Annotated in this window: 18 protein-coding genes; 10 read left to right on the top strand and 8 right to left on the bottom strand. The window is 68.3% G+C overall.

Annotated elements, in window-relative coordinates:
• Together E8A74_RS39165 and E8A74_RS39160 are read left to right on the top strand one after the other, a co-directional pair.
• Nucleotides 1-663: CIA30 family protein (locus tag E8A74_RS39165; protein ID WP_136934215.1), on the top strand; the 663-nt coding region annotated here is incomplete at its 5' end.
• 8 nt (nucleotides 664-671) lie between these two features.
• Entirely contained in the window at nucleotides 672-1,871 is a 1,200-nt protein-coding gene (locus E8A74_RS39160) for a glycoside hydrolase family 5 protein (RefSeq protein WP_170229704.1), read from the top strand.
• 42 nt (nucleotides 1,872-1,913) lie between these two features.
• Here E8A74_RS39160 and E8A74_RS39155 read toward each other — a convergent pair whose 3' ends face one another.
• Nucleotides 1,914-2,723: a methyltransferase domain-containing protein gene (locus E8A74_RS39155; protein WP_136934213.1), complete on the bottom strand. Its 810-nt coding sequence runs from the start codon at nucleotides 2,721-2,723 to the stop codon at nucleotides 1,914-1,916.
• Between the two features lie 219 nt (nucleotides 2,724-2,942).
• Here E8A74_RS39155 and E8A74_RS39150 point away from each other — a divergent pair, with 219 nt between their 5' ends.
• Nucleotides 2,943-3,740, top strand: a complete 798-nt coding sequence (locus E8A74_RS39150) for a hypothetical protein (RefSeq protein WP_136934212.1) — start codon at nucleotides 2,943-2,945, stop codon at nucleotides 3,738-3,740.
• On the opposite strand, the gene E8A74_RS39145 is transcribed toward E8A74_RS39150, so the two are convergent.
• From E8A74_RS39145 to E8A74_RS53240, 7 genes are all read right to left on the bottom strand, one after another.
• Complete coding sequence (locus E8A74_RS39145; protein WP_136934211.1) at nucleotides 3,741-5,114, bottom strand: GH1 family beta-glucosidase; 1,374 nt, start codon at nucleotides 5,112-5,114, stop codon at nucleotides 3,741-3,743.
• A 15-nt stretch (nucleotides 5,115-5,129) separates the two neighbouring features.
• Entirely contained in the window at nucleotides 5,130-6,137 is a 1,008-nt protein-coding gene (locus E8A74_RS39140; RefSeq protein WP_136934210.1) for an ABC transporter ATP-binding protein, read from the bottom strand.
• Nucleotides 6,134-7,099, bottom strand: coding sequence for an ABC transporter ATP-binding protein (locus tag E8A74_RS39135; RefSeq protein WP_136934209.1), 966 nt, complete (start codon nucleotides 7,097-7,099; stop codon nucleotides 6,134-6,136). The genes E8A74_RS39140 and E8A74_RS39135 overlap by 4 nt, the downstream gene beginning before the upstream one ends.
• Nucleotides 7,092-7,991, bottom strand: coding sequence for an ABC transporter permease (locus tag E8A74_RS39130; protein ID WP_232379949.1), 900 nt, complete (start codon nucleotides 7,989-7,991; stop codon nucleotides 7,092-7,094). The genes E8A74_RS39135 and E8A74_RS39130 overlap by 8 nt, the downstream gene beginning before the upstream one ends.
• Nucleotides 7,992-8,008: 17 nt before the next feature.
• Nucleotides 8,009-8,986 (bottom strand): ABC transporter permease, encoded by a 978-nt coding sequence (locus E8A74_RS39125; protein WP_136934207.1) that lies wholly within the window; start codon nucleotides 8,984-8,986, stop codon nucleotides 8,009-8,011.
• A 27-nt stretch (nucleotides 8,987-9,013) separates the two neighbouring features.
• Complete coding sequence (locus E8A74_RS39120; RefSeq protein ID WP_232379948.1) at nucleotides 9,014-10,693, bottom strand: ABC transporter substrate-binding protein; 1,680 nt, start codon at nucleotides 10,691-10,693, stop codon at nucleotides 9,014-9,016.
• A gap of 264 nt (nucleotides 10,694-10,957) precedes the next feature.
• The gene (locus E8A74_RS53240; RefSeq protein WP_170229703.1) at nucleotides 10,958-11,206 is read right to left on the bottom strand and encodes a hypothetical protein; all 249 of its coding nucleotides are present in this window, start codon (nucleotides 11,204-11,206) and stop codon (nucleotides 10,958-10,960) included.
• Nucleotides 11,207-11,240: 34 nt separating this feature from the next.
• On the opposite strand from E8A74_RS53240, the gene E8A74_RS39110 reads away from it, so the two are divergent.
• From E8A74_RS39110 to E8A74_RS39080, 7 genes are all read left to right on the top strand, one after another.
• On the top strand, nucleotides 11,241-11,681 hold the full coding sequence (locus E8A74_RS39110; RefSeq protein ID WP_136934204.1) for a cellulose binding domain-containing protein: 441 nt from the start codon (nucleotides 11,241-11,243) through the stop codon (nucleotides 11,679-11,681).
• Nucleotides 11,678-12,763 carry a glycoside hydrolase family 5 protein gene (locus tag E8A74_RS39105; protein WP_136934203.1) on the top strand — a complete coding sequence of 362 codons (1,086 nt, stop codon included), beginning with the start codon at nucleotides 11,678-11,680 and terminating at the stop codon, nucleotides 12,761-12,763. The genes E8A74_RS39110 and E8A74_RS39105 overlap by 4 nt, the downstream gene beginning before the upstream one ends.
• A 1,102-nt stretch (nucleotides 12,764-13,865) precedes the next feature.
• The gene (locus E8A74_RS39100) at nucleotides 13,866-15,770 is read left to right on the top strand and encodes a potassium transporter Kup (protein WP_136934202.1); all 1,905 of its coding nucleotides are present in this window, start codon (nucleotides 13,866-13,868) and stop codon (nucleotides 15,768-15,770) included.
• 160 nt (nucleotides 15,771-15,930) lie between these two features.
• Nucleotides 15,931-16,548, top strand: a complete 618-nt coding sequence (locus E8A74_RS39095) for a D-sedoheptulose-7-phosphate isomerase (RefSeq protein WP_136934201.1) — start codon at nucleotides 15,931-15,933, stop codon at nucleotides 16,546-16,548.
• A complete protein-coding gene (locus E8A74_RS39090; protein WP_136934200.1) occupies nucleotides 16,545-17,183 on the top strand; it encodes a D-glycero-alpha-D-manno-heptose-1,7-bisphosphate 7-phosphatase in 639 nt (212 codons plus the stop codon). The genes E8A74_RS39095 and E8A74_RS39090 overlap by 4 nt, the downstream gene beginning before the upstream one ends.
• A 51-nt stretch (nucleotides 17,184-17,234) precedes the next feature.
• Nucleotides 17,235-17,885: a transaldolase family protein gene (locus tag E8A74_RS39085; protein ID WP_136934199.1), complete on the top strand. Its 651-nt coding sequence runs from the start codon at nucleotides 17,235-17,237 to the stop codon at nucleotides 17,883-17,885.
• A 7-nt stretch (nucleotides 17,886-17,892) separates the two neighbouring features.
• On the top strand, nucleotides 17,893-19,374 hold the full coding sequence (locus E8A74_RS39080; RefSeq protein ID WP_232379947.1) for a methyltransferase domain-containing protein: 1,482 nt from the start codon (nucleotides 17,893-17,895) through the stop codon (nucleotides 19,372-19,374).
• The last annotated feature ends 3 nt before the right edge of the window (nucleotides 19,375-19,377 follow it).

Below are 19,377 nucleotides of genomic sequence, written 5' to 3'. Positions count from 1 at the left end.
CCTGGCCCCGGCGGCGGCGGCCCCGGCGGCGGCGGCCCCGGCGGCGGCGGCCCCGGCGGCGGCAGCTCGGGCAAGGTGACCGTCATCGACGACATGGAGGACCAGAACGGCTCGATCATCCCGAACGCGGGCATGCTGGGCGCCTGGTACACGTACAACGACGAGACGGTCGGCGCGACGCAGACGCCCACCGTGGGGGATCCCTTCGAGATGACCGCGCTTTCGCCCCCCCGGGGTTCGAGCGCGTACGGGGCGAACACGAAGGGCAGCGGGTTCACGACGTGGGGCGCCGGCTTCGGGTTCGACCTCAACAACGACGGCCTCACGAAAAAGGCGTTTAATGCGGCGCAGTTCGCGGGGATTCAGTTCTGGGCCAAGATCGGCGGCGGAACCGGCGCCGTGCGCTTCAACGTCGGCGACTCGCAGACCACGCCCGAGGCCGGCAACTGCGGCGCGACGTGCAGCGACGATTTCGGCGCGAACATCACGCTCACGACGGACTGGAAGGAGTTCAAGTACAGCTTCGCCGAGCTCGCGACCGTGAACTGGTCGAAGCAGAACCTCACGGCGATCAAGAAGGACGCGCTGTATTACATCCACTTCCAGGCGGCGCAAAGCATGGCGTTCGACATCTGGATCGACGACATCGCCTTCTACGAGTGAGGAGACCCATGCAATCACGACGCGGCTTCATGTTCCTCGGTTGGTCGCTCCTCGGGGTCTCGCTCGGGGTGCTCGGGTGCGACGTCGGCGCGACGTCGAACCCAACGGGCGGTCAGGGCGGCGACGGCGGCGCCCAGTCCACCATGGGCATGGGCGGCTCCTCGCCTGGCGCGGGCGGCGCGGGTGGCGCGGGTGGCGCGGGCGCGTCGGGTGCATCGAGCGGGCCCGGCTCGTCGAGCTCCAGCAGCTCGTCGAGCTCGGGCACGGGCGGCAGCGGCGGCGCGCCGCCCGTCCCCCCGGGCGGCTATTACGTCCAGGGGAACAAGATTTACGATGAGAATGGCAACGTGCACGTGTTCCGCGGGCTCGCGCGGCCGTCGCACGAATGGACGCCCCAGGGCGAGAACGTCTCGCTCGCCGATTTCCAGAAGATCAAGGGCTGGGGCGCGAACATCACGCGCCTCTCGCTGAACCAGGGCTTCTGGCTGCCGGGGCATGTCCGTTACGACGGGCAATACCAGCAGAACATCGATCAGGCGATCCAGTGGGCGCTGCAGGCCGGGCTCGATGTCATCCTCGATCTGCATTGGTCGGATCGCGGGGACATGAACAACTGGGACACGAAGCAGCAGCGGATGGCGGATCAGAACTCGGTGAAGTTCTGGCAATCCGTGGCCGAGAAATACAAGAACAACGGCCGGGTGCTGTTCGAGCTTTACAACGAGCCGCGGGACGTCTCCTGGTCGGTGTGGCGGAACGGGGGCGACAGCGGCGAGGGCTTCCAGGCCGTGGGCATGCAGCAGCTCTACGACACGGTCCGGGCCACGGGCGCGCAAAACCTCGTCCTCGTCGGGGGCCTCGACTGGGCCTTTGATCTCTCGGGCGTGACGCAGAACCGCGTCCAGGGGCAAAACATCGTGTACGTCACGCACCCCTACGATTTCGACAGCAAGCAGCCCGGGACGTGGGAGCAGAAGTTCGGCTTCCTCGCGGCGACCGATCCGATCTTCATCACGGAGTTCGGGAGCTTCGATTGCTCGACGAACTACACGAGCCAGCTCCTCGAGTACGCGAAGCAGCGCGGCCTGTCCTGGACTGGCTGGGCGTGGTACCCGAAAGGCTGCGATTTCCCGTCGCTCATCACGAACTGGAACGGCGATCCGAGCGCGTCCGGGCAGGTCGTCAAGGCAGCGCTGCAGAACCCCTGAGAGGGGGTTCCCCGCGGGATCCCCTCCCGCTGCGGGGTCCGGTCAGGGCTTTCGTCCCCACACCTGAAGAAACAGATGTGAAATCACGAGGACGTCCTCGCGCGCCAGGTGCGCCGCGAGGGCGTCCCGCAGCGCGTCGAGCTCGCTCGCCTCGATCCTGCCCGCTCCGATCAACTCCGCGCGCACGTTCTCGATGAAGCGTACAAAGATATCGCGGCGCGGATGGCCGCTCGGATAGACGTGCGCGAGCGGTCGGACGTGGATGTCCGTCAGTCCAGCTTCGCGAAACAAGCGATGGGTGCGGCGACCCACGAACAAGTCGATGCCACAATCGCGCGCGTGCGCCGTGTAGAGCTGAAAAAGGCGGTCCCACGCTTCGCAGGGCGGATCACAACCATGCGGCGTATAGTCGGCCTCGTGGCTCGCGACCACGCCGCCCGGCCGTGCCAGCGCCATCATCTCCCGGACGACCTCCTCGGGTCGCGGCACGTTGACGAGCAGGAGGCGCGCGTGGACGAGATCGAATGCGCCACGCGGGAGGCCCGTCGCGCGGGCGTCGGCTCGAATCAGCTCGACGTTTTTCAGGCCATGTTCGGCGACGAACGCGCGCGCCAGCTCGACCGTTCCACCGTTGCGCTCGAGGCCCATCACCGTGCCGGAGGAGCCCACGCGCGCGGAGAGCTGTTCGAGCGCGCCGCGCGGACCACAACCCAGGTCGATCACGCGTGCGCCCGGGCGGACATCGAGCTGGTCGAAGAGCCAGTCCGCCTCCGCCGAAAGCTCTTCCGCCTGCCCCACGAGCCGATGAACCTCCGAAGCGCTGTGGCCGAGCAGATAAACTTCCTCTCCCATGAGTCCGACTTTCACTCCCTCGTAAAACCTCGAGACGCCCCCCTGCGCCTTCGCTTTTGTCAAAACGTGACCTCTTGGTCGAATTTTCTTGCGTTGCCTCCACACGCATGCGTTTTCGCTCACCAATCGGGAGCACTGCGCCTGGAGCCCATCCCTGCCGATCGCTTCGGAAAACCCTGAAGAGGTGGGGGTCTCTCACGGAAGGAGGTTTTTCTCACGATGTCGAACATCTTCACCGAGCTCGCTCGCTTGTACCTGGGCCCCGGCGAGGTCCTGACAGCACCTCGCGCCGAATCGCTGCTCGAACGGATCCTCGGTGAGCGTGGGTCCTACTGGGTCCCGGTTTGGTACGACCTCGGGACGCCCGGCTACCTCGACGTGCAGGTGGGTTCGGGGAAAGGCGCCGGCTTCTACCACCTCGAGGTGGAAGAGCTCGTGCCGTTCGAGGAGATCTGGGTGCGCTTCGCCGACGAAGGCACGGACGCCGACGTCATCTACGAATGGGCGCCCATCCTCGGGGAATCGGCGTTCGACGGATACCTGCGAAGACGCCCTTGTCGGTACGCCTTCGACGAGGTGCGCATCGTTTCCCAGGATCGAGCGCTCCTGCAGCGTCTGCCGGAAGGCCTGCCGTGGGAGGAAACGGCCGAGGGGTACAAGGGCGCCTGCGTCGGGACGTATCTGGCCCTGAACGAGCGGATCGACATGGCGGTGGGCCCCGGTGCGCGCTTCAGCGCCAACGTGGAGCGGACGGCGGGAGGGTTGCCCACGCCGACGACGCCGTGCCACGACGGCAAGCCCGTCAGCGCCGTGGAGCCCGGGGAGCTCGGGGGGTGGGTGCAGCGCGGCGACAGGGCGATCACACGCCTGGATCTGCTGCACGCGGGGCGCATCGTGCATCGCGCCGCGTGGGGTCGTCGTTACGAACGCTCGTCGGAGGAGGAATGGCTGAGCCAATGCGCAGATGGTTGGGACAACTGCGCCGACGAGCTGTTCGTGCGCCTCCGCGGCGCGTGATCACCCCTCGTCGACGGCGTTCGCCGCGATGACGCCGCGGTACCAGAGCGCGCTGTCCTTCGGGATGCGCTTCTGCGTCGTGTAGTCGACCCACACGATGCCGAAGCGCTGCGTGTAGCCGCGCTCCCACTCGAAGTTGTCGAGCAAGGACCAGACGAAGTAGCCCGCGAGCGGCACGCCGGCGTCGATCGCGCGGCGCGCCGCGACGAAGTGGTCGCGCAAGAAGCGGGTCCGCCGCTCGTCCCGCACGCGCCCCTCCGCGTCGGGCCCGTCCGAATAACTCGCCCCGTTCTCCGTGACGTAGAGCTTCGCCGGCCCGTATTCGAGGTGCAGGCGCGTCAAGAGCTGGCGGAGCGCATCGGGGTAGACCTCCCATTCCATGTCGGTCCACTCCGAGCGCGGCGCGACGTGCACGGTGCGCGGGAGGTTCTCCTCCTCGGGCACCTTGTCGCTGCGCGTGACGGTGCGGTTGTAGTAGTTGACGCCGAGGAAATCGCAGGGGGCGGCGATGATCTTCAGGTCGCCGGGGCGCACGTCCGTGAACCCCTCGGGAGGCAGGTGCCCGGCCTCGATGTAGTCGGCGATCATGTCGGCCGGATAGTGGCGGCCGAAAAGCGGATCGAGGAACCACCGATTGAAGTACCCGTCGTGGTGCCTCGCCGCGTCGAGATCGGCGGCGCTCCGCGAGGCGGGGAACGTGGGCGCGAAGTTCAGCGTGATGCCGACCTCGGCACCAGGGCTGTTCTGGCGCAGGACGGGCACGGCGAGGCCGTGCGAGAGGAGCAGGTGGTGGCTCACGGAGAGGGCCGCGCGATAGTCGCGGAGCCCCGGCGCGTGGAGGCCGATCTGGTTGCTGAGCAGGGCCGCGCACCAGGGCTCGTTGTGCGTGATCCACTTCTTGACGCGATCGCCGAGGCGCCGGCTCACGACGTCGGCGTACGCGGCGAACGCCTCGGCGGTGGCGCGGTTCGCCCATCCGCCCTCGTCCTGCAGCGCTTGCGGGAGATCCCAATGGTAGAGCGTGAGGTAGGGCTCGATGCCCGCCGCGAGCAGCGTGTCGACGAGGCGTTCGTAAAAATCGAGGCCCGCCGCGTTCGTCGCGCCGCGGCCCTTCGGCAAGACGCGCGGCCACGCCACCGAGAAGCGATACGCGCGCACGCCGAGGTCCTTCATGAGCGCGACGTCGTCGCGGTAGCGATGGTAATGGTCGCAAGCGACGTCGCCGTTCGAGCCGTCTTTCACCTTGCCCGGTGTCTTCGAGAACCGGTCCCAGATGGACTCGCCGCGGCCGTCTTCGTTCGCCGCGCCTTCGATCTGGTACGAGCTCGTGGCCGTACCCCACACGAAATTCTCAGGAAAAACGTACTTGGACATGGTGCCTCGTTGGGTTTACTCGCTTCGGGTCCGAGAAGGCTCGGGGTACAGGTGACAACGAACGACGCGCCCCTCGTCGAGCGAGACCGGGCGCGGGGTTTCGCGCCGACAAATGTCGGTGACGTCCGGGCAACGCGCGGCGAAAGGACACCCCGGCGGCGGATCGACGAGCGCGGGCGCGCCGGAGCGCGCGGGCAGCCCGCGGGCAAACGAGCCTTCGAGCTCGGGGACCGCCGAGAGCAGGAGGTTTGTATAGGGGTGCAGGGGTTTTTCCAAGAGCGCGTCGCTCGGCCCTGCTTCCACGATGTGGCCCGCGTACATCACCATCATCCGATCCGCGACGTACCGCGCGCTCGCGAGATCGTGGGTGATGTACAGGAACGAGATGCCGCGCTTCTCCTTGAGGTCGAGCATCAGGTTGAGGACGTCGGCGCGGATCGAGACGTCGAGCATGCTCACGGGCTCGTCCGCGAGGATGAGATCCGGCTCCACGGCGAGGGCACGCGCGATGGCGACGCGTTGCCGCTGCCCGCCCGAGAGCTCCTGCGGGTATTTCGCAGCGACCTCGGGCGCGGGGACGAGGCCCACGGTGTCGAGCAAGGCATGGACGCGGGCGGAGAGATCGGCGCGCGTCTTCGCCTTGTCATGCAGGAGCAGCGGGCGTTCGAGGTGCTGGCCGATGGTGCGCGCGGGGTTCAGGGAGCCGAAGGGGTCCTGGAAGATCATCTGCACGCGGCGGCGATACGCGAGCGTCGCGTGGCCTCGCTCTTCGTGAAGGACGTCGCGGCCATCGAGGAGGATACGCCCGCTCGTCGGCGCTTCGAGGCGCACGCAGAGCCGCGCGATCGTGCTCTTGCCGCTGCCCGATTCACCGACGAGCGCGAGGATCTCGCCATGGCCGAGCGTGAAGGAAGCGTCGTGGAGCGCCCGCAGGTGCTTCGGGCGCAACCATCCTCCGACGCGATACAACTTGCCGAGCTGCTGCACGTCGAGGAGCGGGGGCGTTTGATCGGGCTCGCTCATGGGGACACGAGGTGGCAAGCGGTGGAGTGGTCCTCGCCGATCCCGCGCAGCACGGGCGCTTCCGTCGCGCAGCGCGCCGTGGCCTCGGCGCAACGCGCGCGGAAGGCGCAGCCCGCGGGCAATCGACGCAGATCGGGAGGCGAGCCCGGGATGCCCGCGAGCCTGCGGCGCGGGCCGTGCAGGGAGACGAACGAGCCGAGCAGGCCCTTCGTGTAGGGATGTCGCGGCGCGCGGAAGAGCTCGCGCGTGGGCGCCATCTCCACGAGGCGCCCCGCGTAGAGCACGCCGATGCGCGTGGCGAACTGCGACACGATCGACATGTCGTGCGTGATGAAGAGGACGGACAAACCGAGCTTCTCCTTGAGCTCGGCGATCTTCGAGAGCACCTCGTGCTGGACGACCACGTCGAGCGCCGTCGTCGGCTCGTCCATGACGATGAGCGGCGGATCGAGGGCGAGCGCCAGCGCGATGCCAACACGTTGGCGCATGCCGCCCGAGAGCTCGTGGGGATGGCTCGTGAGCCGCGCGGGATCGATGCCGACGAGCTCGAGCAAGTGCGCTGCACGCTCGCGCGCGGCGCGCGCGCTCGTCCGCTCGTGCGTGACGAGGACGTCGATGATCTGCTCGCCGATCGTCAGGACGGGGCAAAGCGCGTTCATCGCGCTCTGGAGGACGAAGGACATCTTGCGCCAGCGAAAGCGGCGCAGGTCGTCCTCGTGCATGGCGAGGACGTCGCTTCCTTCGAAGAGCACGCGGCCGGCCGTGATCATCGCGGGCGGGCCGAGGATCCTCGCGAGCGCCTGCGCGACGGTCGATTTGCCGCTGCCCGACTCGCCCACGAGGCCGAGCACCTCGCCGCGCGCGAGCACGAACGACACGGCGTCGACGGCGCGCACTGGGCCCGACGGCGTCATGTATTCGACGACGAGATCCTCGACCGCAAGGAGGGGCACGTCAGCCATGATCCCTCACGACGGGGGTCGACGCGCCCATGCGGATCCCGCGTGCGGCGAGGGCGCGGGCCGAGGCCGACACGGCGCGCAGGCGCGGGTTCGTGATCTCGTCGAGGGAGAAGCTCACGAGGACGAGCGCGGTGCCGACGAGCGCGACGGAGAGGCCCGTCGGCACGAGGGTCCACCACGCGCCCGTCAGGAGCGCGGCATCGTTGCTGGCCCAATAAAGGTTCGTCCCCCACGTCACGAGGCTCATGTCGCCGAGCCCGAGGAACTCGAGGCCGACCTGCGCGCCGATCGCGTACACCGTCGCGCTGATGAAGCACGACGCGAGGACCGACGTCATGTTCGGAAGGATCTCGCGAAAGACGATGTGAAGCCTGCTCTCGCCCGTGACGATCGCGGCCGCGACGAAATCCTTGTTGCGGAGCGAGAGCACCTGCGCGCGGACCACCCGCGCATTCCAGGCCCAGCCCGTCGTGACGAGCACGACGAGCAAGGCCCTCGTGCCCGCGGGCAGATACGCCGCGAGCACCACGGCCAGGGGCAAGGCAGGGATGACGAGCGAGACGTTCGTGAGGAGCGAGAGCACGTCGTCGACGAGCCCGCCGAACGTGCCCGCGACGGCGCCGACGATCGCGCCGATCGTCGTCATCATGAGCCCGGCCACGAAGCCGACGAGGAGCGACGACCGGGCGCCTGCGATCGTTTGAGACCAAACATCCTGCCCCTGCCCCGTGGTGCCGAGCAGGTGCACGCGCGAGGGCGGCTGAAGCGGGATGTCGACGAACGCCATGGGATCGTGCGGCGCGACGAGGGGCCCGACGAGCGCCATGAGGAAAAACACCCCGAGGATCACGAGGCCCGCCGCGGCTTTGCGAGGGATCTTCGGTGTCTGCATCGCGCGCTCCCCTGCCCTCAACGTCCGCGCGTCCGCGGATCGAGCCATACGTAAAGCACGTCCACGAGGAAGTTCGCGGCGAGCACGGCCATGGTGATCGTCAGGAAGATGCCCTGCATCAACGGATAGTCCTGGCTGCGAACCGCCTGCACGAGGAGATAGCCCTGGCCCGGGTACGAAAAGACGATCTCGGTGAGGAGCGACCCGCCGAGGACGAACCCGAGCGCCATGCCGAAGCCGGTGACGTTCGGGAGGAGCGCGTTGCGCGCCGCATAATGGAACATGATCCGGAGGGGCGACAGGCCCTTCGCGTGCGCCATCGTGACGTAATCCTCGGCGAGGACGCCGATCATCGAGCTGCGCATGGAGAGCATCCAGCCGCCCACGCTCGCGAGGACGATCGAGGTCGCCGGCAGGAGCAGGTGCTCGACGACGCTCGCGACGAACGAGACGCTCATCGAGGGCGCGAGCGTGTCGGCGTACGCGTGGCGCAGCGGCAGCACGTCGAGCGTGAAGCCGAATCCATAAAGCAGCATCATCGCGAGCCAGAAATAAGGAAACGCGCCGAGGAACACGAGCAGCGGCGGGAGCGTCGCGTCGAAGGCGCCGCCCCTTCGCCACGCCGCGATGACGCCGAGCAGCGATCCCAGAGCGAACGCGACGACCACGGACGAGCCCGTGAGCAGCGCCGTCCAGCCGAGCCCCATCGCGAGGACATCCGTGACCTTGGCCGGAAAGTACGCGACCGACACACCGAGGTCGCCGCGGAAGAGGTGCACGAGGTACGCCGCGTATTGCTCGTGCAGCGGCCCGCCCGTGAAGCCGAACGCCTCGCGCAGCGCCGCGAGCGCCTCGGGCTGGAGTTGTCCCTTGTACCGCGCGAACATCGCGGAGGCGGGATCCCCGGGCGCGAGGCGCGGGACGATGAAATTCAAGGTGAGCGAGGCCCAGGCCGCGAGGATGTACAAGCCGAGCTGTCGCAGGAGGTATCGCACGTGCCGTCTCCTCGTGAACCTTTCCCCTCACGCGCCCCGCGGCGTGATCCGCGTGAGGACGAGCAAGCACTCCGGCGCGCTGTAGGGCGAGGGTTTGGCGTAGGGATCCTGCGCGCTCGGAAACCCCTCGAAATGGCGCGTGTTGAACGCGGCCCACGACGGGTTCGGGAAGAGCGGGATCACCGGCGCGCGCGTGGCGAAGAGGCGCTCGAGCGCGTGCGAGAGCCGCATCTCCTCGTGCTCGTCGGCCGCCCCTTCGAATGCCGCGAGCAGGGCGTCGGCCTCCTCGCTGCCGAACCGGTGCCAGTTGCGCGCGGCGGGCTCGCCGAGGGGCCGGAGGGTCGCCGTGCCCATCAGATCCCGATAAAAATGATAGGGCGTGGGCTCGTCCGAGGACCAGCCGAGCGAGAGGTCGAACGCGCCTTTTTGCAGCTTCTCGAAGAAGGCGCTGAAGTCGTAGGCGCGCGCCGCCGAGGTGACGCCGAGCGCGCGCAGGCCCTGGGCGATGATCTGCGCGGCCCGGATCCAGTCGGACCAGCCCGTGACGACGTGGACGTCGAGCGTGAGCGGCGCGCCGTCGGCCGAGGCGCGAAGGCCATCCGCGCGGCGCGGATACCCGGCCTCGTCGAGCAGCTTCCCTGCGCGCTCCATGTCGTGCGAGATCCAGTCGCCGGCCGCCGCGGCCTCGGGGCTGCGAAAACGCGCGTATCCGTCGTGGAGCCCGGTCGCGTCCGCGGCGCGTGTATACCCGTACATCGCGACCTTCACGAGCAGGGCGCGATCGATCGACATGCTGATCGCCTTGCGCACGCGTTCGTCCGAGAGCGGGGCCCGCGCGGCGTTCGGATACAACATGACGGTCCCGCCCACGAGCGGGAACCAGTAATGGTGGTGGGCCGGATCCCGCGCGACGAAGATGCGCTCGACGTCGGGCACGAAGTTGCCGGCCCAGTCCACCTCGCCGTGGAGGAGCGCGAGCGTCGCCTGGTCGTTGCCGGGATACGCGGGGAAGCGGAGGCCCCGGAGGGCGGGTTTGCCCGGCTGCCAGTAGCGCGGGTTTCGGCCGAGCTCGTACACCTGATTCTGAAAGACGGTGATTTCGGTGAACGGCCCGGTGGCCACGGGGCGCTCGTTCGTGAACGTGACGGGGTCGGGCACGTCCCGCCACACGTGCCGCGGCACGATGGGCTGGTGGCCGAGGTAAACGAGGCCCGGCACGTATTGTTTGTTCAGGGAAAACACCAAGGCGTCCGGGCCCGTCGCCCGGACGTCGTCGAGGAAGGACCAGACGCCGAAGAGATCAAGCGCTTTGTGGCGCTGGAGGATCTCGAACGTGAAGACGACGTCGTCGGCCGTGAAGGGCTGGCCGTCGGACCAGGTCACGCCGGGGCGGAGGGTACAATGGAGCGTCCGTTTGTCGGGGCCCCAGGAAAAGCCGCTCGACAGCCACGGGACGACCTTGCCGCCCATCGTGTCGTAGATGAAAAGCGGCTCGTAGATTCCAGCCCGCGTGGGCCAGCGGATGTTCCCGGGCGCGAGCAGGGGATTGAAGTTGCGGACCCAGGAGGCCTGCTGCTCGGTCGACACCGTGAGGACGCCGCCGGGATCACGCCGCGCCGCGCCGCGCCGCCCGGAGCACGCGCTCACGAGCGGGCCGAGGAGCGCCGCGGCCAAAAACCGCCGGCGGGGCCATCGCAATCGTGTCATCGAGGAATCTTTCAGGACCATCGAATTCGTTTCACCGCGACGCTACCCGCATTTTTCGCCGAGCGTCAAGGTCACTTTGACGCGGCGGGCGGCGTCGATCTTTGCGGGCGACCATGATATGGCATTGCCGGTGCCTCGGTCCCACAAGCGTGGCTTCTCTCGGGACGAGGAGAGGGAGTTCATCATGCGAACCAGAGGCTTCGATGTGTCGTCCGCGAGGATGGGGATCCTCGTCTCCGTCGCCGCGCTGCTCGCGGCGTGCGCTTATGGGGTCGATCCGGACCGGAGCGGCCTCGAACCCGGCTCCGGCGGCGCCGGTCCGGGGGGAGCGGGCGGCGGTGGTCCGGGCGGCGCGAGCAGTTCCTCGAGCTCCAGTGCTTCGAGCTCCAGCGCGAGCAGCTCCAGCTCCGCAAGCTCCAGTGCTTCGAGCTCCAGCGCGAGCAGCTCCAGCTCCGCAAGCTCCAGCAGCGCGAGCAGCTCCAGCTCCGCTAGCTCCAGCAGCGCGAGCAGCACCGGCGCGGGCGGCGCGCCCCCGACGGGCCTCTACGTGCGGTACAAGGCGTCGGATACGAACGCGACGAACGCCGAGATCAAGCCTCATTTCAACGTCGTGAACGGCAGCGACGCGTCCGTGTCGCTCTCCGAGCTGACGATTCGTTATTACTACACGCTGGAGCCGAACGGTTCGCAGAGCGAGGTATTCCACTGCGACTATGCGTTCGTCGGGTGTGGGAAGGTGTCGGGCGCGTTCATGACGACATCGGGCGCGAACGCCGATCATTATCTCCAGGTGTCGTTCAGCGGCGCCGACGTGCTCGCGCCGGGCCAGCAGAGCGGCGAGATCCAGGCTCGATACAACAAGTCGGATTACGCCAGCTACGACGAGACGAACGACTATTCGTTCGATCCGACGAAGACCTCGTTCACCGAGTGGGACCGGGTCACGCTCTACCACAATGGCACGCTCGTCTGGGGGGTGGAGCCGTGATTCAGGTCGACGTCCTCGTGCGACGCGCGGGTGTCCTCGGCGCGTGTGCGCTCCTCTTGTTGATGGGCGCTCCGGGGTGTGATCCCGGGGGCGCGTCGAGCCCGCCGCCGGCCACCATCGATCCCGAGGACATGGGCTCGGACGAGGATGTCGGCGCGGGGGACCTGGGGCCGACGCCGGTCGAGATCCACGGGCAGCTCGAGGTGACCGGCACGGAGCTCCGGGATCAAAACGGAGAGCGCGTGCAGCTCAAGGGCCCGAGCAGCATGTGGCTGAACTGGGAAAACGAAGGCTTCGCGCAGAACCTCGAAGCCTTGCGCTGGATGCGGAACAACTGGCGGGCGACCGTGACCCGCGCCGCCATGGGCGTCGAGCCGGACGGGGCGTACCTGACGAACCCCGACAAAGCGCGGGGCCAGGTGGAGCAGATCGTGGAAAACGCGATCGCCGCGGGCGTGTACGTGATCATCGACTGGCACGATCACAACGCGCACCAGCACAAGGACCAGGCCGTCCAGTTCTTCAGCGAGATGGCCGCGAAATACGGCGACAAACCCAACGTGATCTACGAGCCGTTCAACGAGCCGCTGGATCTCGACTGGCAGAGCACGCTGAAGCCCTACCACGAGGCCGTGATCGCGGCGATCCGCGCGAAGGATCCGGACAACGTGATCGTGCTCGGCACGCCGAACTGGTCGCAGGACGTGGACCGCGCCGCGGCGTCACCGGTGGAAGGGACGAACCTCCTTTACACGCTGCATTTTTATGCCTGTACCCACACGGATTCGTTGCGCAGCAAGGCCGAAGGCGCCCGCGCGAAAGGTTTGCCCCTTTTCGTGACAGAATGGGGAGCGACGCACGCCGACGGGGGGACGGACGGGCTCGTCTGCGCGGACGCCGCGCGCCTCTGGCACGAGTGGATGAACACGCACGGCATCGGCTGGACCGCCTGGAAGCTCGACAATTGCGGCCAGGATTCGAGCTGCATCCTCGCCCCCCATGCCCCCGTCGCCGGCGGATGGACGAGCACGTACCTGAAAGGTCACGGCGTGTTCGTCCGGGCACGCATGCAAGGCGATTGACGTTCGTCTTCGGGGACCCAGACGGGGCTCCGCCCCGGACCCCGCGGGGGGCTGTCCGCCCCCTCGACCCCGGACCAGCGAGGCGCTGGACCCAGGGTTGAAAACCTGCGCGATGCGCAGGTTTTCAAACAGGCCGGCGGAGGAGCCGGGGCGCCAGTGGAACCCATAGCGCGGCGGGCTCGGTCGGCAGGGTCGTTGCCGGTTTTGAGCCTGGCTGTTCGATGAACTGCGCGATGCGCAGTTCATCGAGTTTGGGTCCAGCCCCTGGCTGGTCCGGGTCCAGGGGTGGACAACCCCTGGTCCTGCGCACGGGTCTCCAAGGGCGCGGCCGTCCGCCGCCTCCGCCCTCGTTCACGCGAGGCCCGCGACGCCTCGAACCCGCCTCCACCTCCTCGCAACGCGCCCGGATCCGCCGCCCGACCGATTCCCCTTGGTCGGAACGCACCTTGCATCGACACCGAGGTCGATTCCGGGTTTCTGGAACACGCGCGGAGCCGTCTCCCAGGTCGCTCCCCTTTGTCGGAGCGCCCCCCGCCTCGTTTCCGAGAGCCTTCCCCTTTTTCGGAACGCAGATCGGCGCTGCCTCCGAGGCTCTTCCCACATCGTGCAATGCGCCGGGATCCGCTTCCGGGGACGTTTCCGATTCCGGGAACACGTCCCGCCGCGGGGTGGGGCTCGTTCCGACGAAGCGGAACGAGCGTTTCGCCGTTGTCGCGTGTATTGTCCCTCCCGCAAAGCGCGTCCCCACGTCCCGCGCCCCCGTTGCACGGACCGGGCGCCTGCTCGGGTACACTTCGTCGGGCACGTCCTGACGACGCGACCCACCGGGCAGCCGCTCGTGGCGGGCCCCGCAAACGGGTCAGCACCGTTGCCGCTCGAAACAGCCGCGCTCCGGGTCCTGCTGGCAACCCCGCCTCTTCGTCGGCCTGCTTGAAAACCTGCGCATCGCGCAGGTTTTCAACCCTGGGTCCAGCGCCTCGCTGGTCCGGGGTCGAGGGGGCGGACAGCCCCCCGCGGGGACTGGGGCAGCGCCCCGGGCACGACGCGTCGGGCCACCGCTCGCTCGCTTCTCCGCTCCCATGGCCTTAGGGCTCTACATACGATGACAGACGTACCCTCGCGGGCGGCTCAGCCCGGCGCGCCCGTGGCCCATGGCCCCCGCGCGGCTCTGCTCCTCGGCGCGCTTGGTGTCGTCTTCGGGGACATCGGCACGAGCCCGCTTTATGCGGTCAAGGAATGCTTCAGCCCGACGGCCTCGCACCGGGTCGATCCGACGCCGGCGAACATTCTTGGGATCCTGTCGCTGGTGTTCTGGACGCTTTTGATGGTCGTGACGATCAAGTATCTCACGTTCATCATGAAGGCCGATAACCGGGGATCCGGCGGCATCATGGCGCTGCTCGCCCTGGTCCCGCCGCGAAAAGGCAATCCGACGGGCCCGCTCGTCCTGCTCGTGCTCTTCGGCGCGTCCCTTTTGTACGGGGACGGCGTCATCACGCCCGCGATCTCGGTCCTCTCGGCGATGGAGGGCCTCGAGGTCGCGACCCACAAGCTGCGCCCAGCCGTCGTGCCGCTCACGGTCGCGATTCTGGTCGCCTTGTTTCTGGCGCAAAAGCGCGGGACCGGGGGGATCGGCAAGGTCTTCGGGCCCGTCACGCTCGTCTGGTTCGTGACCATCGCCGTGCTCGGAGGTCGGCTCGTCGCGGCGAACCCGGCCGTGCTCGCGGCCGTGGATCCCCGCCACGCGGTACGGTTTTTCCTGGAACACGGCACGCACGGGTTCATGGTGCTCGGCGCCGTGGTCCTGTGCATCACGGGCGCGGAGGCGCTTTACGCGGACATGGGGCATTTCGGCCGCGGTCCGATCCGCGCTGCCTGGTACACGGTGGTCTGGCCTGCGCTGCTCCTCAATTATTTCGGCCAGGGCGCGCTGCTCCTCGGAAACCCGGGCGCTGCGACGAACCCTTTTTATGCCCTCGTCCCCTCCTGGGCCCTCTACCCGACCGTGGCCATCGCCACGGCGGCCACGATCGTCGCGTCGCAGGCGCTCATCTCCGGGGCGTATTCGCTCACGCAGCAGGCCGTGCAGCTCGGGTATTTTCCGCGCGTCAGCATCGTCCACACTTCGAAGCACACCGAGGGGCAGATCTACATCCCGGAGATCAACCGCGCGCTGCTCGTCCTCTGCGTGGCCCTGGTGCTGACGTTCCGCACGTCGAGCGCGCTCGCGGCGGCCTACGGAATCGCGGTGACGGGGACGATGGCCATCACGACGATCGTGTATTTCGTCGTGGTGCGGCAGCGCTGGGGCTGGCCGCTCTGGAAGGCCGTGCCGCCCGTCCTGGTCTTCCTGGCCATCGACATCTCATTTTTCGCGGCAAACGCGGCGAAGTTTCTCCACGGCGGCTGGTTCCCGGTCGTCATGGCGGCTGGGATCTTCACGGTGATGACGACCTGGAAGACGGGGCGGCGTATCCTCGGCGAGGCGTTCAAGGCCGATCTTTTGCCGCTCGAGCAATTCCTGGACGACGTGGCCCGCATCAAGCCCTTCCGCGTGCACGGGACCGCCGTCTTCATGGCCTCGAACCCGCACGGGACGCCGCCCGTCCTTTTGCACCATTTCAAGCACAACCAGGTGCTCCACGAGCAGGTCGTCTTGCTCTCGGTGACGAACGAGCGGGTCCCCGAGATCCCGCCCGAGGAGCGCGTCAGCGTCATCGACAAGGGGAACGGTTTTTATCGGGTGCGGGCGCGGTACGGCTTCATGCAGACGCCGCACGTGCCGAGCGTGCTGCTCGCCTGCAAGGCGCACGGGCTCGGCATCGAGCTGAAGCGCACGAGTTATTACCTCGGCCGCGAGACGCTCTTGCCCACGGGGCGGTCGAAGATGATGCGATGGCGAAAAGGCCTGTTCGCCTTCATTTCCCGGAACGCGCGGCCCGCGACGGCGTACTTCGGGCTGCCGCCGGGCCGCGTGGTCGAGTTCGGGATGCAGATCAACCTGTGACGGCCCGCCCCCTCCCCAGGGTCCGAGCTCTTTGTCCCGAGGGGGACGCCTCGCGTCCCCCTCTCGCCCGGGCAAAGCCCGGACGATTCACCCCCCGAGGGAAGATCGCTTCGCGATCTTCCGAGCATCGAACCGGGCGATGCTCTAGAACGACGGCCCCATGTCGTCCACCCACGATTTCGTCGACACCTACCTGCGCGAGACGGCCGAGATCGCCCTCGGCACGAGCCGGCAAGACCTGACGGCCGTCATCGACGTCCTCTTCGACGCCTGGAAAAACGACCGGACCATCTACACCTGCGGCAACGGCGGCAGCGCGGCGAACGCGAGCCACCTCGCCTGCGACATCGCGAAGTTCACCTGGGTGGAAGGCAAAAAGCGCTTCAAGTGCCGCTCGCTCTGCGACAACGCGGCGCTCCTGAGCGCGCTCACGAACGACGTGGGCTTCAACCGCATTTTCCTGGAGCAGCTCGACGGCTCGATGGGCCCGGGCGACGTGCTCGTGTGCCTGAGCGTGCACGGCGGGTCGGGCGCGGACAAGGCCGGGCCCTGGTCGCAAAACCTGGTCTCCGCAGCCGATTTCGTGAAGAAACACGGCGGCAAGGTGGTCGCGCTCGTGGGCTACGACGGCGGCGCGCTGCGGCAGATGGCGGACGCCTCCATCCTCGTCCCGAGGACCTCGGGCGGGCACACGTCGACGCCCCACGTGGAGGGGTTCCACGAGGTCTACCATCACCTGATCTGCGAGCGGCTGCGGCAGATGGTGGCCGAGGCATGAACGCGCCCGCGCGCCCCGGCGTGATCCTCGACCGCGACGGGACGCTCATCGACTTCGTCCGCGACGCCGAGCTCGGCGCCGTGGTGAGCGCCTTCCACCCCGACCACATCCGCCTCTTGCCCGGCGTCGCGCAAGGGCTCGCGCTCCTGCAGGACGCGGGGTTCGTCCTGGCGATCGCCACGAACCAGCCGGGCGCGGCGAAAGGCCAGATCCCCGAGAGCGCGATCACCCGGACGAACCAGGCGCTCGTCGACGCGCTCGCCCGGGAAGGGATCCGCATCGAGGCGGTGCGCACGTGCTTGCATCACCCGGAAGGCGGGCCGGGCGGCGATCCCGCGCTCGCCACGGACTGCGGGTGCCGCAAGCCGAAGCCGGGGATGCTCCTGTCGCTCGTGGACGAGCTCGGGCTTGATCCGGCGCGCTCATGGATGGTCGGTGACGCGGCGGTGGACGTGCTGGCGGCGCGCGGGGCGGGGCTTCGCGCGGGGCTCTTGTTCGAGTGGGGGCGCTGCGAGATGTGCCCGGTGCGCGGGGGCTTCGACGAGATCCCGATGATCCGGCCCGACGCGTCGGCGAGCCGGTTCGACGAGCTCGCCCGGCGCCTCCGAGATTCGCTCGCCATGGCGCCGGGCTGATCTATGCTCCGCCGCGCCCGGCCCCTGCCGGACGCGTAGCGCGGAGTGGACATGCTCTTTCTCGACAGCTCGGATCCCAAGGAGATCAAGGACATTTTCGCCTGGGGGGTGATCGCCGGGGTCACGACGAACCCGCTCATCCTCGCGCGGGAAGCCGGCGCGGCGGATCTCGAAGAGCGCATCCGTGCGGTCGTCGCCGCCTCGAAGGGCCCGGTCTCCGTGGAGCTCGTGAGCGAGACCGAAGGCGCGATGCTGGAGGAAGCGCACCGCTACCACGCGTGGGCGCCGTCCCGGATCGTGATCAAGGTGCCGTTCGGCGAGGCGGGCCTGCGCGTGACGCACGCGCTCACGACGCAGGGGATCGAGACGAACGTGACGTGCACCATGAGCTTCAACCAGGCCTACCTGGCGGCGCTCGCGGGCGGGACGTACGTGTCCATCTTCAGCGGGCGGGTGCGGGACATGGGCTACGACGTGCGGCCCGTCATCGCCGAGACGCGGGCGCAGCTCGATCGGGAGAAGCTCGGGGCGAAGATCATCGTGGGGTCGATCCGGCACATCCTCGACGTGAACGAGGCGCTCGCGCACGGGGCGCACGTGGTGACGGTGCCGCCGGCCATCCTGCGGAAGATGCTGCACAACCCGAAGACCGACGAGACGATCCGCGAGTTCAACGCAGCCTGGGCGAGCCGTGCTAAGTAGCCCCGCCGTGACGGCAAACGGCACTTCCACGGCCGAAGGCGCGACGAACACCAAGTACGTCGTCGAGGAGCAGAACACGGCGCTCGTGGGCGCCATCGGGCGGCCGCGCCGGGTGCTCGACGTGGGCTGCGGGGTGGGCCTGAACGGCGAGGCCGCGAAGAGGCGCGGCGCGCACGTGACCGGGATCGAGATCGTCCCGGCCTCGATCGAGCGGGCCAAGGAGCGGCTCGACGAGGTGCTCGCGATCGACGTGACGAGCGACGAGGCCGTGACGAAGGGGCTCGCCGGCCGGAGCTTCGATCTCCTGCTCTTCGCCGACATGCTGGAGCACGTGGCCGATCCGATCGCGGTGATCCGGCGGCTGCTCCCGTACCTGGAGGACGGGGGGCACGTGATCGTGTCGCTGCCGAACGTGGCGGCGTGGACGGTGCGCCTGGGGCTGCTCGCGGGGAAGTTCGAGTACACGCAGAGCGGCATCCTCGACGACTCGCACCTGCGTTTCTTCACGCGCGAGACGGGCCGGCAGATGCTGGAGCGCGCGGGGCTGGAGGTGCTGCGGCTCGGGCAGAACCCGATGCTCGTGCGCGCCGCGAAGGACGTGGTGCTGTCGGCGCAACGGGCGGTGGCGCCGGGCGGGACGCCCGATCCGGAGAGCCTGCGCAAGTCGCTGCCGTACAAGCTCTACCAAGGGCTCGTGCGCCCGGTGGAGGACGTGGTCGCGGCGCGCGCGCCGGAGCTTTTGTCCTTCCAGAACGTGTACGTCGCCCGCAAGCCGCCGAAGGCACGCAAGCTCAGCCTGACCGTCGGCATGTTGACGATGAACGAGGAGGACAGCATCGAGGCGATGATGGGCGAGATCCGGAGGGTCGCGCCCGACGCCAAGATTCTCTGCGTCGACAGTTCGACGGACCGAACGCCCGAGATCGCGGCGCGGCTTGGGGCGCGCGTGCTGCGGCAGCTCCCGCCGCGCGGGCACGGGCCGGCGATGGAGCTGCTCATGTACAGCGCCGCGGCCGAGAGTGATCTCTTGATCTACCTCGACTGCGACTTCACCTACCCGGCCGATTACATCCCGGTGCTGCGGCGGATCGTCGAGGAAGAAGGCGTGGACGTGGTGAACTGCGCCCGCACGCGCACGCGGCCGGCGGCGATGCCGCTGCCGAACTACCTGGCGAACCGGTCGTTCGCGGCCCTCGCGCACGTGATGCACGGCATCCCGACGTGCGACGTGCACAGCGGCATGCGGGCGTACCGGTCGAGCATGATGCGCGCGTTCGATTTCGACGGCGAGGGCGACGCCCTCCCCATCGACACGCTGCTCTTCCCGGCGAAATGCGGCTACCGCGTGGTGGAGATGCCCATCGATTACCAGGAGCGCGTGGGGCAATCGAAGCTGCGGAAGATCGCCGGCACGGTCTGGACGATGATCCGGCTCGTGAACGCGCTGCCCGTGGGGCAGCGCGGTTCGTCGCGGTACGAGCTCCGGTAGTGC

This window comes from Polyangium fumosum, from assembly GCF_005144585.1.
In the GTDB taxonomy this organism is placed as follows: domain Bacteria; phylum Myxococcota_A; class Polyangia; order Polyangiales; family Polyangiaceae; genus Polyangium; species Polyangium fumosum.
This window is presented reverse-complemented; position numbering and strand designations above follow the sequence as displayed.

What these genes read in the sequence shown, in the direction of transcription:
- E8A74_RS39160 (WP_170229704.1), top strand. Translation starts at nt 672, where the DNA reads ATGCAATCACGACGCGGCTTCATGTTCCTCGGTTGGTCGCTCCTCGGG.
- E8A74_RS39155 (WP_136934213.1), bottom strand. Translation starts at nt 2,723, where the DNA reads ATGGGAGAGGAAGTTTATCTGCTCGGCCACAGCGCTTCGGAGGTTCAT.
- E8A74_RS39150 (WP_136934212.1), top strand. Translation starts at nt 2,943, where the DNA reads ATGTCGAACATCTTCACCGAGCTCGCTCGCTTGTACCTGGGCCCCGGC.
- E8A74_RS39145 (WP_136934211.1), bottom strand. Translation starts at nt 5,114, where the DNA reads ATGTCCAAGTACGTTTTTCCTGAGAATTTCGTGTGGGGTACGGCCACG.
- E8A74_RS39140 (WP_136934210.1), bottom strand. Translation starts at nt 6,137, where the DNA reads ATGAGCGAGCCCGATCAAACGCCCCCGCTCCTCGACGTGCAGCAGCTC.
- E8A74_RS39135 (WP_136934209.1), bottom strand. Translation starts at nt 7,099, where the DNA reads ATGGCTGACGTGCCCCTCCTTGCGGTCGAGGATCTCGTCGTCGAATAC.
- E8A74_RS39130 (WP_232379949.1), bottom strand. Translation starts at nt 7,991, where the DNA reads ATGCAGACACCGAAGATCCCTCGCAAAGCCGCGGCGGGCCTCGTGATC.
- E8A74_RS39120 (WP_232379948.1), bottom strand. Translation starts at nt 10,693, where the DNA reads ATGACACGATTGCGATGGCCCCGCCGGCGGTTTTTGGCCGCGGCGCTC.
- E8A74_RS39100 (WP_136934202.1), top strand. Translation starts at nt 13,866, where the DNA reads ATGACAGACGTACCCTCGCGGGCGGCTCAGCCCGGCGCGCCCGTGGCC.
- E8A74_RS39095 (WP_136934201.1), top strand. Translation starts at nt 15,931, where the DNA reads ATGTCGTCCACCCACGATTTCGTCGACACCTACCTGCGCGAGACGGCC.
- E8A74_RS39090 (WP_136934200.1), top strand. Translation starts at nt 16,545, where the DNA reads ATGAACGCGCCCGCGCGCCCCGGCGTGATCCTCGACCGCGACGGGACG.
- E8A74_RS39085 (WP_136934199.1), top strand. Translation starts at nt 17,235, where the DNA reads ATGCTCTTTCTCGACAGCTCGGATCCCAAGGAGATCAAGGACATTTTC.